Raw genomic sequence first — 12,676 nt, forward strand, 5'->3', positions numbered from 1 at the left:
TCCCCCAAGAGCCACAAAGAAGGTAGGACACCGTGAACCCGGTAATCAAAAAATTCCAGTTCGGTCAATCGACCGTTACCCTCGAGACTGGCCGTATCGCCCGTCAGGCCTCCGGCGCAGTATTGGTCACCGTTGACGACGACGTCAGCGTATTGGTGACTGTAGTCGGTGCAAAACAAGCCGATCCGGGCAAGGGCTTCTTCCCTCTGTCCGTTCACTATCAGGAAAAGACTTACGCTGCCGGTAAGATCCCTGGCGGTTTCTTCAAGCGCGAAGGCCGTCCTTCCGAGAAAGAAACCCTGACTTCCCGACTGATCGACCGTCCGATCCGTCCGCTGTTCCCAGAAGGCTTCATGAACGAAGTGCAGGTAGTCTGCACCGTCGTTTCCACCAGCAAGAAGACCGATCCGGACATCGCTGCGATGATCGGTACCTCGGCTGCCCTGGCCATCTCGGGTATCCCGTTTGACGGTCCGATCGGCGCAGCTCGCGTTGCTTTCCACGAAAGCACTGGCTACCTGCTGAACCCGACTTACGAGCAGCAAGCTGCTTCGAGCCTGGACATGGTCGTTGCCGGTACTTCCGACGCTGTATTGATGGTTGAATCGGAAGCCAAAGAGCTGACCGAAGACCAGATGCTGGGCGCGGTACTGTTTGCTCACGACGAGTTCCAGGTTGTGATCAACGCCGTTAAAGAACTGGCCGCTGAAGCTGCCAAGCCAACCTGGAACTGGGCTCCGGCGCCAGAAGCCACCGAACTGCTGGGCGCTATCCGTGCCGAGTTCGGCGAAGCGATCTCCCAGGCTTACACCATCACCGTCAAGGCCGACCGTTACGCTCGCCTGGGTGAGCTGAAGGATCAGGTTGTTGCCAAGCTGTCCGGTGAAGAAGGCCAGCCTTCGTCCAGCGAAGTCAAAGCCGCTTTCGGCGAAATCGAATACCGCACCGTTCGCGAAAACATCGTAAACGGCAAGCCACGTATCGACGGTCGCGACACCAAAACCGTACGTCCGCTGAACATCGAAGTCGGCGTTCTGCCGAAGACTCACGGTTCGGCGCTGTTCACCCGTGGTGAAACCCAGGCTCTGGTCGTTGCAACATTGGGCACTGCCCGTGACGCACAGCTGCTGGACACCCTGGAAGGCGAGAAAAAAGACCCGTTCATGCTGCACTACAACTTCCCTCCGTTCTCGGTGGGTGAGTGTGGTCGCATGGGTGGCGCTGGTCGTCGTGAAATCGGTCACGGCCGTCTGGCCCGTCGTTCGGTTTCGGCCATGCTGCCAGCCGCTGACGTGTTCCCGTACACCATCCGTGTGGTTTCGGAAATCACCGAATCCAACGGTTCGAGCTCGATGGCTTCCGTTTGCGGCGCTTCCCTGGCCCTGATGGACGCTGGTGTGCCGATGAAGGCGCCGGTTGCCGGTATCGCCATGGGTCTGGTTAAAGAAGGCGAGAAGTTCGCCGTCCTGACCGACATCCTCGGTGACGAAGATCACCTGGGCGACATGGACTTCAAAGTAGCCGGTACCGCCAAAGGCGTTACTGCGCTGCAGATGGACATCAAGATCAAGGGCATCACCGAAGAAATCATGGAAATCGCTCTGGGCCAAGCCCTGGAAGCGCGCCTGAACATCCTCGGTCAGATGAACCAGATCATCGGCCAGTCGCGTACCGAACTGTCGGCCAACGCTCCGACCATGATCGCGATGAAAATCGACACCGACAAGATCCGTGACGTTATCGGTAAAGGTGGCGCGACCATCCGTGCGATCTGCGAAGAAACCAAGGCTTCGATCGACATCGAAGACGACGGTTCGATCAAGATCTTCGGCGAAACCAAGGAAGCCGCTGAAGCTGCACGTCAGCGCGTTCTGGGCATCACCGCTGAAGCCGAGATCGGCAAGATCTACGTCGGCAAGGTTGAGCGCATCGTCGACTTCGGCGCATTCGTCAACATCCTGCCGGGCAAGGACGGTCTGGTGCACATCTCGATGCTGAGCGACGCTCGCGTAGAGAAAGTGACCGACATCCTGAAAGAAGGCCAGGAAGTTGAAGTACTGGTACTGGACGTGGACAACCGCGGCCGTATCAAGCTGTCCATCAAAGACGTGGCAGCGGCCAAGGCTTCGGGCGTTTAATCACCCCCAGGCTTTGACGCAATAAAAATGCCCCGCCGTGAAAACTGCGGGGCATTTTTTTGTCTGCGAAATATCGAGACATTCTGCGAAGTTGCCGGACTTCAGAACCGGTGCTAGGTTTAGCCCACCGCCCGTGTAGCTCAGCCGGTAGAGCAGCGCACTCGTAACGCGAAGGTCGCAGGTTCGATTCCTGTCTCGGGCACCATCCTCGCTTATTTCACCTTGCGGCTCAGATCCTCGACGGTACGTTTGAGCTGATCCATGGCTCGATCCTGATCGTTGATCTTCTGTTTCAGATTCGAAATCTCGCTGCTGTTCGAGTTGGAACTGGAGCCACTGTTGCGCTTGAGGTCTTCGACCTGACGACCGAGCGTGTCCAGTTCACGGTCCTGGTCTTTGACCTTGTTTTTCAGATCATCGATTTCCTTGCCGCTGGAGCTTGAACTCGAACCGCTGTTGCGTTTCAGTTCTTCGATCTGGCGCGATTGCTCGCTCATGGTATCGCGCATTTTTCTCAGGTCATCGATGCTGACATCGCTTCTGATCACCACGTCTTTGCCGTAGTCGTTGTGAATCAGCGAAACCTTGTCGCCGTAGGAAGCGCTGCTGTTACTCAATTCAACAGCCATTGCACTGGCCGGCAGAACCAAAGCGGCGATCAGAGCGGTGGCAGACACAACAGAAGAAATTTTCGAGAAGCTGCGCATCACTGGGTATCCTTGTGAACAGCGAAGAAGTGCCGAAGTGGCACATCGCTATGACTCGAAAATCGTATTTATGTTCCGCAGGTCAGCTTTTTGTGGGAGAGATGTAAAGAGCCGTGTAATTCGTCATGCAAACGTCCTATATTCGGAGCCTGCATGAGCATCGCCCAGCAGTTTTCAGATGATCCCGAATGGTTCCGAAGGCCGGACAAATCCGCGTCAGAGAGATCCTTGATGATCCAGATCCATCCTCCATTCCTAAGATCAGCGAGAACGCCATGACCGAATTAACTCAAGAGCAACGTCACGAACAAGCGCTGGAAAAGTACATTCTGGACGTACCGGACCTGAAAGAAGAGATCAAGGACCTGAGTCCTGATGATCAGAAGGACCAGATCCAGTGGGCCTTCGAAGACGAAGCCGAAGCCCAGGGCTTGCAGCCGTGGGAACTGACGCTCAAGTACACGAGCACGCCGGAGGAGTTCGAGGCGCAGCGCCTTGTGCTGCACAAAGAGGCGGCCGAAGTGCTGGGTGTCGAGTGGGACGAGTACTGCGAGATGAATAATCTCGTCGTATAAGAGCAGCTACAAGCTTTAAGCGGCAAGCTGCAAGTCAACGCAAAAGCGCTGTGGCTTGCAGCTTGTAACTCGCATCTTGTCGCTGCTGTTTAAAGGCTGAGTCGCATCGACAGGTCGACCGCTTTGACATCCTTGGTCATTGCGCCAATCGAAATGTAATCCACCCCGGTTTCGGCGATCGGCAACAGCGTGCTTTCGTTGATGCCGCCGCTGGCTTCCAGCTTCGCCTTGCCGCCGTTCAGGCGCACGGCTTCGCGCATGTCGTCCAGGCTCAGTTCGTCGAGCATGATGATGTCGGCGCCGGCAGCCAGTGCTTCTTTCAGTTCATCCAGACTTTCCACTTCGATTTCCACCGGTTTACCCGGCGCAATCTTGTGCGCGGCGGCAATGGCTTGTGGAATGCCACCGCTGGCGGCGATGTGGTTTTCCTTGATCAGGAACGCGTCGTACAAACCGATGCGATGGTTGTGGCAGCCACCGCAGGTCACCGCGTATTTCTGTGCCAGACGCAGACCCGGCAGAGTCTTGCGGGTGTCGAGCAGTTTGACCTGAGTGGTGCCGACAAAATCGGCCAGGTACTGCGCGCGCGTCGCCACGCCGGAAAGCAATTGCAGAAAATTCAGCGCACTGCGCTCACCGGTCAGCAGCGAACGGGCCGGGCCTTCCAGATGAAATAACGGTTGATTGGGCTTTACCCGTTCGCCATCGACCACTTGCCAATGCACTGCCACTCGCGGATCGAGCTGACGAAACACGGCATCGACCCACGCCGTGCCACAGATGACGGCGGCGTCGCGAGTGATGATGGTGGCTTTGGCCAGACGTTCGGCCGGGATCAGTTGCGCGGTAATGTCGCCGCTGCCGATGTCTTCGAGCAACGCACGGCGCACGTTGGCTTCGATTTCGGCGGTCAAATCGGCGAGACGTAGATTCGGCATAACGGGCTCCACAAACAAAGTGGTTCGATTATAGGGGCATGGCGCGAGCCAACCCAAGGCGAGAACTCCGCTGGTTGCCTGCATCCGGTCGATTTTCTTTGAGCAAACCGTGTCCAGACATGGTCACTGAGAGGGCATAGGGGAAACCCTGACGGCTATGGCGCCGGGTACAAGTTATGAAAGATAATCCGCCTTGCATTTGACGTCATAGCTTTGACGTCCTGATTGGAGTTGTGGGAGCGAGCCTGCTCGCGAATGCATTCTTTCAGTGACATTGCTGCGGCTGACACACCGCTATCGCGAGCAGGCTCGCTCCCACAGGGATCCGGGTTGGCTTGACCGAACGAATCACCGTTTCAGGAGGCTTGGATGCACAACGACGGGAAAGTAGTGCCTTTGCACAAGGCTGCTACCGATCAGGCGAATCACTCGCCGCTCGCCCGCCTGCCTGTGATTCTGCTTCAGGTTCGCGACAAGGCTGCCCAGCAACTGCGCCACGGCTTGCAGGAGCTGTTCGATAACGCCGACGACACGTTGTTCGAAATGGCCGACCGGGCGCGTAACGACGTCGAGCAGAACATCTTCTTCGAAGCCATGCGCGACCTGCGTCTGAAGCGCAAAAACATCGAGCGCGGCTTTCTCGAGCAGTTTTTCGACGCCTTCGTCGGCCTGACTCAATACGATCCCACGCACAACGCACTACCGCACGCCCTCATGTACGACGAGTTCGCTCCGCGTAGCGACGACATGGAACGCAGTGTCGCGGTCGAGACCATGGTTGGTCGCGTACTCAAACGTGACGGCTTCGCCCTCGATCAATTGACAGCGCGGCTTAATGCGCTGCTCGGCAACCCGCTCGACGATCAGCACAACCCGCTCGGTCCGGCCATGCTCTGTGAGTTTTTCCTGCAGGCCGGGCGTAATCTGGGTGTGGAGATCAAGGTCAAGCTGATCCTGCTCAAACTCTTCGAGCGTTATGTCTTGGCCGACACCGAACAACTTTACGCCGAAGCCAATCAATTGCTGCTCGCCACCGGTGTGCTGCCGGAGTTGAAGCCAGCCCCGGCCCGCCGTGCGATTGATCGTGCGATCGCCAACGTGAGCAGCGAGGAAAGCGACGACACGCCGCCAGTCGACGAAAGCGTGCAGGAAGTTTTCGCCGCGCTGCAGCAATTGCTCGCACACGTGCGCGGCAGTGTCGCACCGACGCTGGAGTCCAGCGCTGCGGCGCAGCCGATTTCCACTCGCGATCTGTTGCGCCTGCTCTCGCACCTGCAGCAGTACGTGCCGGCGCTGGCGGCTCAGGATGACTTCGATCTGCGCAATCAGCTCGAACAACTGCTGACCCGGGTCAGCGTCAGAAGTGGCAAATCGCGGATCGTCGGCGATGCGGATGAAGACGTGATCAACCTGATCGCCATGGTGTTTGATTGCATTCTTGAAGACCGCAATGTGCCGGATTCGCTCAAGGCCTTGATCGCGCGGTTGCAGATCCCGATGCTCAAGGTCGCGGTGCTCGACAAGAGTTTCTTCAGCCGCAGCACCCATCCGGCGCGGCGCCTGCTCAACGAAATCGCCGAGGCAGCGATGGGCTGGGGCGACTGCGACGGTGAGGCGCGCGACAGCTTGTACCTGCGCATCGAGCAAGTGGTGCAGCGCCTGCTGACTGACTTTGTCGATGATCCGGCGATTTTCTCCGAGTTGCTGGCTGATTTTCTCGCGTTCACCAGCGATCAGCGCCGCCGCAGCGAGCTGCTTGAACAGCGCCTGCGTGACGCCGAAGAGGGGCGAGCGAAGACTGAACTGGCAAGGCGTCGGGTCGAGCGGGCGCTGAATCAAGCACTGCTGGGCAAAACCCTGCCGCCCTCGGTGGTCACCTTCGTCCAGGACGCCTGGAGCAAAGTACTCCTGCTGACCTGCCTCAAGCATGGCGATCAGTCAGCTGAATGGCAGGCCGATGTGCACACCATGGAGCAATTGATCTGGAGTGTGCAGCGTCATGACGACGCTGAGTCCAGCCTGCGCTTGCTGGCACTGGTGCCGGGATTGCTCAAGTCGCTGCGGGATGGCCTGACCAGTTCGGCGTTTGATCCCTTTGCCACCAGTGAATTTTTCAGTGAGCTGGAAGGCCTGCATGTGCGGGTACTGGAACGTTCCGATCCGGCTGATCAGGCTTCGCCAATGGTCGAGGTGTCGCAACAGATCATCCTGCAAACCGCCGACGAGGGCAGCGCGGCGTTGACGTCGGTACACTTGCCCCGCGATGCGGTCGGTCTGCGCCAGGTCGAGCAACTGCGCCTGGGCAGTTGGGTGGCGTTTCAGGAAGACGATGACCATAGCCTGCGCTGCAAGCTGGCGGCCATCATCGAAGCCACCGGCAAGTATGTGTTTGTCGATCGCACCGGGATGAAGGTGCTGGAGCGCAGCCGCGTTACGCTGGCCCTGGAATTCGAGCGCGGCGCGGTGCGTACGCTGGACGACACCTTACTGTTCGACCGTGCGCTGGAGTCGGTGCTGGGCAATCTGCGGCGACTCAATCGCGCCAAGTGATCGCGCGCCGGGGGCCGATCACGGCATACTGGGCGCCAACACAGTCGGCGTTGAAGGAATCGGTATGCAGTTGGATCCCGCTAGCGGGTGGTGTCACGGGGTGCAGGTGTGCCCATCGCCCAACTTCAATGAGCGCCCTGCGGGCGAAGTTTCCCTGTTGGTCATCCACAACATCAGCCTGCCGCCGGCGCAGTTCGCCACGGGCAAGGTGCAGGAATTTTTCCAGAATCGTCTGGATGTCACCGAACATCCCTACTTTGCAGGAATCGCTGACCTACGCGTCTCGGCGCATTTTCTGATTGAACGTGACGGCAAGATCACCCAGTTTGTCTCCTGTCTTGAGCGTGCGTGGCATGCCGGCGTGTCGGTCTTCGACGGACGGGAAACCTGTAACGATTTTTCCGTGGGCATCGAGCTCGAAGGCACCGATGATCTGCCGTTCACCGACGCGCAGTATCAGGCGTTGACGGCGCTGACCCGCCAGTTGCAAACAGCATTTCCGGCCATCACCGGCGCCCGCATTTGTGGGCACAGCGACATAGCACCCGGGCGTAAGACCGATCCTGGCCCGGCATTCGACTGGGCACGTTACCGCGCAGCCCTGGCACAAGAGGAAGGACAATGAGTTTTCTGGTGTTACTGCTGGCGCTGTGGATCGAGAAGTTTTCGGCTCTGCGTCATCGGGTTCAACGCGATGGCGGATGGATCCGCGAACTGAACAAACTCGAAAGCAGCGAGCGGCTGGCTAAGCAACCCTGGCTGGTGTTGACGATTCTGGTGGTGTTTCCGCTGGCCTTGCTGGCGCTGTTGCTGGTGGTGCTGGAACCGGTGGCCTATGGCTTGCTGGCGCTGCCGGTGCATTTGCTGGTGGTGATTTACAGTCTGGGACGCGGCGACTTGCTCGGCGGTCTCGGGCCGTTTCGCGATGCCTGGCGCCGTGAGGATCTGCAAGCCGCGGCGCACGTGGCCAAGCGTGATCTGAATATCTGCGCCGACAGTGGCGAGCAATTGCTCGATCGCGTGCAGGGGCATTTGTTGTGGGAGGCGTATCAAAGCTTCTTCGCGGTGATTTTCTGGTATTTCCTGCTCGGTCCGGTCGCGGCGCTGGCTTATCGATTGCTGGCGCTGGCCGAAGAGCATGGCAAGACCCCGGCACTGGTCGAGCGCGCCGCGCAAATGCGTCATGCCTTTGATTGGGTGCCAGTGCGTCTGCTGGCGGCGAGTCTGGCGCTGGTCGGCAACTTTGTCGCGGTCAGTCGGGTGATGCTGCATGAGTTGCTCAACTGGAACATCAGTGCTGCGCACTTGATCAACCGGGTCGGTTTGGCGGCGGGGGAGATTCCACCGCCCGTGGTCGGTCCGGACGGCATCAACACCCTCGATTGCCTGTGGGAACTGCTGCTGCGCGCGGCAGTGCTGTGGTATGCCGGCTTTGCCTTGTGGACAGTCCTGATCCACTGATTTAAAGAAAGATCAAAAGATCGCAGCCTGCGGCAGCTCCTACAGGGGGATGTGTGTTTCGCGGGCTGCGATGTCGTTAACCTTAAGTTACAAAACCTCCCTTCGATTTGAGCTATACAGAGATGGCGCCCGATAGTGGCTATCTGCTGTCGCCCCGCGCCTGCCAATAAAAACAAGAAAAACCAAGGGAGACTTCCAGTGAAGAGCTTGCTCTATCCCGCCGTCTCGCTGATGAACCGTCTGAGCTTCGGCATGAAGTTCAGCCTGATCAGCGTGTTGTTCCTGGTGCCGATGCTGGTGACCAATTTCTATCTGGTGCGCGATTCCTATCGCGAATTCCAGGGCACCCGCGTCGAGCTGCAAAGCCTTGATGTGCTGGGCAGCAGCCTGGCCCTGCGCCGGGATCTGGAAACCCTCAACAATCTGGTGCAGATCAACGTCACCCTCGGGCAGTCCGGCAAGGCCGGGAATGTCGAGGCGCAGATCACCACGCTCGAACAAGCGGTTCTGGCACGCCTGCAAGGACTGACGGCGATGACTGAAGATCCTGAGCAGGTCCAGGTCTTCGACGGCAAACGCGATGAAATGATCGCAGCGTTCAAGGCCCAGCAAGTGGAAAACTCGCTGCAGAGCAAAAGCGCGTTGATCGGCAAACTGCTGGCCAGTGCGCAGATTTTCAGCCAGATCATCAGCAGTCAGGCCGGACTCAGCCGCGATAATCAGAGCGACATTCGTCAGCTCAGCGAACTGGTCACCCTGATTACGCCGACTGTCACGCAAACCCTCGGCGAAGGCCGGGCCATGGGTTCGTATTCATTGGGCCAGGGTTTTCTCAACAGCGCCTCGAGCACACGTTTCGATGAGTTGATGGTGCAGATCGAAAAACTCCAGGCCGAATACGGCTTGAAACTGCAGGACGCCCTCGGCTCCAGCAAAGCCGCGCGGGAAAACCTCAGCGCGGCGGCTGACAGCAGCAAAGCCTCGCTGAAACAGGCCAGCGAACTGTTCGAAGAACAAGTGGTGATGGCCGACACGCTCGATGCGCCGTGGCAGGCGTTTTACGATCAGGTCACCGGGCTGATCGAGCGGACTTACCAGCTCAACGAAGCCACGTTGAAATTCCTCGACACTCAATTGCAGCAGCGTCTGGCGCAGAACCGCACGCACATGGTCTTGCAGGCGGTAGCGCTGTCGGTGGTGTTCGTGCTGATTTTCTATCTCTACGGTGGTTTCTACGCCTCGACCCGCACCACTCTGAAACGCTTGGGCGCGATGATGGACAAGGTCGCGGCCGGCGATATGACGGTCAACTTCAAGGCCAACAGTCGCGATGAACTGGGTGAGTTGGGCGAGGTGTTCAACGGCACGGTGCGCAAGATTCATGACTTGATCGAGCGCGTGGGGCAGACCGTCGGCGAAGTCGAGCGTCAGGCCGGGCAGGTTGAAAACGTCTCCGCGCAGAGCAATCAGGCGGTCGCCGGGCAACGCACGCAGATCGAGCAAGTGGCGACGGCGATGAACCAGATGTCGGCGACCTCTCTGGAGGTGGCGCGCAGTGCCGCCGCAGCGGTGAGCAGTGCCCACCGCGTGAATGACGAGACCATCAGTGGTCGTGGCCTGGTCGAATCGCAACAGGGCAGCATCGCCGCGCTGGCCAGCGAAATCGATCAGTCGGTGCTGGTGATCAACCAGTTGGCCAGCGACAGCCAGGCGATCAGTCGTGTACTGGAAGTGATCAAGAGCATCGCCGAACAAACCAACTTGCTCGCGCTCAACGCCGCGATCGAAGCAGCCCGTGCTGGCGAGCAGGGGCGCGGTTTTGCGGTGGTCGCCGACGAAGTGCGCACGCTGGCCAAACGCACCCAGCAATCGACCGAAGAAATCGAACAGATGATCGCCAAACTGCACGGCGGTGTCGGCGCGGCGGTGAAAGCCATGGGCGTCAGCCATCAGATGGCCAATGGCACGGTCGGGCAGTCGGAGAAGGTCCAGCAGGCGCTGGAAAACATCCTCGGTGCGGTGGGCATGATCGTCGATCAGAATCAGCAGATCGCCGCTGCGGTTGAACAGCAAACGGCGGTGGCCCATGACATCGATCAGAACATCGTCGAGATCAACCGCGCCGGCGAGCGCACGGCGCAGGGGGCGCACCAGACCGAAGATGCCAGCCGGGCGTTGTCTGCCCAAGTGGTAGAACTCAAACAGCTGATCAGCGCCTTCCGCGTCTGAGCTGTACACAAATCACCTGTAGGAGCTGCGGCACGCTGCGATCTTTTGATCTTGATTTCAAAGATCAAAAGATCGCAGCCTCGTTTCACTCGACAGCTCCTACAGGGGGAGATGTATTACCAGCCGAATACTTCGCAGCTGTTGGCGGTGCTGGTGGCGGCCAGTTGTTCGGGGGTGATATTCATCAGCTCGGCCAGCGCCGCGCAAATCGCTGGCAAGTGTGCCGGTGAATTGCGAACGCCGGGAAACATCGCAGGCGCCATGTCCGGGGAATCGGTTTCCAGCACGATCGACTCCAGCGGCAGTTCCGCAATCACTCGATGCATGCGCAACGCCTGTGGCCAGGTCGGCGCGCCGCCCAGACCCAGTTTGAAACCCAGTTTGATGTACTCCCGCGCTTCTTCACGGCTGCCGGCGAAGGCGTGGATGATTCCCGCGCGTTTGAGCTTGAAGCGTTTGAGCGTTGAGATCACTGCCGCATGACTACGGCGAACGTGGATTAATGCCGGTAATTCGAAATCCGCGGCCAGTTGTAGCTGCGCCTCAAACAGCGCCTGTTGCCGCTCGCGGTCGAGGGTTTCGATAAAGTAATCCAGACCGATCTCGCCCACCGCACACAACTGCCGATGACCGCGTAATCGAGTCAGCCAATCACCAAGCGCCGACAAATCTTCGGGACGATGCTGATCGAGATACACCGGGTGCAGACCAAACGCCGCGTACAAATCCGCATCGCTCTGCACCAGATCCCACACCCGTTGCCAGTTACCTTCATAGACACCCAACACCACCATCCGCCGCACCCCGAGCGCGCGGCTTTCGGCGAGCAACGCCGGGCGATCAGCGTCGAAGTCGGGGAAGTCGAGGTGGGTGTGGCTGTCGATCAGCTCCACGGCTCAGTCCTGGTAAATACGCTGCTTGAAGGTCCGCGCAATGGCCTGCACGCCGGGCCTGTACTCCGACTGCTCGACCGCAGCCAGCGCCAGTTCCAGCGCCTTGTCGGCGATCAATTGGTGTTGTTGAGCCATGGCGTTGACCGGCAGCGGCAGGAAATCCAGCAACTGCGTATCGCCGAAAGTGCCGAGGCGCAGCGGGCGCGATTTCAACGGGAAGTCATGCAGCGCATCGAACACGCCCTGCAACAGCACGTAGGAAGTTGTCACCAGTGCGTCGGGCAAATGCCCCAGACGTTGCAGGAGCTCTTCCATCAACTGCTTGCCGCATTCACGACTGAAAGACTCGGCGTGTTCGACCAGCACTTCGCCTTTGAAATCGACCAGCGCTTGTTTGAACCCGGCAGCCCGCTCCTGGCTGATGCTTAGTTCCGGACGCGCACCGAGCAGTACGATCTGCTTCGGTTGCGGGTCAAGCAAGCTCTGGGTCAGGTGCTGACTGGCTTCGCGGTCGTCACTGATCACCGAGCAGAAATGCTCGGGTTCCATGACCCGGTCGATGGCGATGATCGGCGTGCCTTTGGCCTGCAACTGACGATAACTGTCATCACCGGCCGGCAGGCAACTGGCAACGATCAGCGCATCGCAACGGCGCGCGCGGAACAGTTGCAGCAACTGGCGCTCGCTTTCAGGCGCATCGTCGGAGCTGGCTATCAGCAATTGATAGCCGCGCGCCCGCGCACCTTGCTCAAGTAGCTTGGCGATCCGCGCGTAACTGGGGTTTTCCAGATCCGGCAGAATAAAGCCCAACGTGCGCGTGTGCCGACTGCGCAGCCCGGCCGCTTGAGGGTTCGGCGTGAAGCCGTGCAGATCGACCACCGCCCGCACCCGCTCGACGGTCGCGGTGCTGATGCGCTGCTGTTCGGCCTTGCCGTTGATGACGTAGCTGGCGGTGGTCACGGACACTCCGGCCAACCGCGCGATATCACTGAGTTTCAACCCGGGATTTCCTTGTTTTTTCGAGCTTGCCGCGACATTTTCGCCAATCCTACCCGATTAGGGCAGGCGACTATTGTCGCAGCGCATCCGACAAGTTGGACTTCAAGGATGGGACATTATCGAGTAACGTGCCGATCAATCTAGATTAAACGTTTCAGCAAGCGTATTTTCTACGTTTTAGACGTC

The 12,676-nt window shown here is 58.9% G+C and carries 10 protein-coding genes and 1 tRNA gene; 7 read left to right on the top strand and 4 right to left on the bottom strand.

Annotation, left to right across the window (positions count from 1 at the left end; translation table 11 throughout):
• The first annotated feature begins 32 nt into the window (after window positions 1-32).
• The gene (gene pnp, locus HU718_RS05025; RefSeq protein ID WP_186615915.1) at window positions 33-2,138 is read left to right on the top strand and encodes a polyribonucleotide nucleotidyltransferase; all 2,106 of its coding nucleotides are present in this window, start codon (window positions 33-35) and stop codon (window positions 2,136-2,138) included.
• Window positions 2,139-2,267: 129 nt separating this feature from the next.
• Window positions 2,268-2,343: transfer RNA gene (locus HU718_RS05030), tRNA-Thr, on the top strand.
• A gap of 7 nt (window positions 2,344-2,350) precedes the next feature.
• Here HU718_RS05030 and HU718_RS05035 read toward each other — a convergent pair.
• Window positions 2,351-2,845, bottom strand: a complete 495-nt coding sequence (locus HU718_RS05035; RefSeq protein ID WP_110719003.1) for a hypothetical protein — start codon at window positions 2,843-2,845, stop codon at window positions 2,351-2,353.
• A gap of 275 nt (window positions 2,846-3,120) precedes the next feature.
• Between HU718_RS05035 and HU718_RS05040 the strand changes: the two genes are divergently transcribed.
• Window positions 3,121-3,420 carry a DUF6388 family protein gene (locus HU718_RS05040; protein WP_034154593.1) on the top strand — a complete coding sequence of 100 codons (300 nt, stop codon included), beginning with the start codon at window positions 3,121-3,123 and terminating at the stop codon, window positions 3,418-3,420.
• Between the two features lie 89 nt (window positions 3,421-3,509).
• Here HU718_RS05040 and nadC read toward each other — a convergent pair whose 3' ends face one another.
• Window positions 3,510-4,358: a carboxylating nicotinate-nucleotide diphosphorylase gene (gene nadC / locus HU718_RS05045; protein WP_038357484.1), complete on the bottom strand. Its 849-nt coding sequence runs from the start codon at window positions 4,356-4,358 to the stop codon at window positions 3,510-3,512.
• A 369-nt stretch (window positions 4,359-4,727) separates the two neighbouring features.
• Between nadC and HU718_RS05050 the strand changes: the two genes are divergently transcribed.
• The 4 genes from HU718_RS05050 to HU718_RS05065 all read left to right on the top strand — a co-directional run bounded on the left by HU718_RS05050 (window position 4,728) and on the right by HU718_RS05065 (window position 10,598).
• Complete coding sequence (locus HU718_RS05050; RefSeq protein WP_186615916.1) at window positions 4,728-6,908, top strand: DUF1631 domain-containing protein; 2,181 nt, start codon at window positions 4,728-4,730, stop codon at window positions 6,906-6,908.
• A gap of 64 nt (window positions 6,909-6,972) precedes the next feature.
• Entirely contained in the window at window positions 6,973-7,533 is a 561-nt protein-coding gene (gene ampD / locus HU718_RS05055) for a 1,6-anhydro-N-acetylmuramyl-L-alanine amidase AmpD (RefSeq protein WP_102900723.1), read from the top strand.
• Window positions 7,530-8,369, top strand: coding sequence for a regulatory signaling modulator protein AmpE (ampE, locus tag HU718_RS05060; protein WP_186615917.1), 840 nt, complete (start codon window positions 7,530-7,532; stop codon window positions 8,367-8,369). The genes ampD and ampE overlap by 4 nt, the downstream gene beginning before the upstream one ends.
• Before the next feature lie 198 nt (window positions 8,370-8,567).
• A complete protein-coding gene (locus HU718_RS05065; RefSeq protein WP_186615918.1) occupies window positions 8,568-10,598 on the top strand; it encodes a methyl-accepting chemotaxis protein in 2,031 nt (676 codons plus the stop codon).
• A 116-nt stretch (window positions 10,599-10,714) separates the two neighbouring features.
• Here the strand turns inward: HU718_RS05065 and HU718_RS05070 are convergent, their stop codons facing one another.
• Together HU718_RS05070 and cra are read right to left on the bottom strand one after the other, a co-directional pair.
• A complete protein-coding gene (locus HU718_RS05070; protein WP_186615919.1) occupies window positions 10,715-11,491 on the bottom strand; it encodes a TatD family hydrolase in 777 nt (258 codons plus the stop codon).
• A 3-nt stretch (window positions 11,492-11,494) separates the two neighbouring features.
• Window positions 11,495-12,490 (bottom strand): catabolite repressor/activator, encoded by a 996-nt coding sequence (cra, locus tag HU718_RS05075; protein WP_186615920.1) that lies wholly within the window; start codon window positions 12,488-12,490, stop codon window positions 11,495-11,497.
• Window positions 12,491-12,676 lie beyond the last annotated feature (186 nt).

The sequence above is a fragment of the Pseudomonas tensinigenes genome, assembly GCF_014268445.2.
In the GTDB taxonomy this organism is placed as follows: domain Bacteria; phylum Pseudomonadota; class Gammaproteobacteria; order Pseudomonadales; family Pseudomonadaceae; genus Aquipseudomonas; species Aquipseudomonas tensinigenes.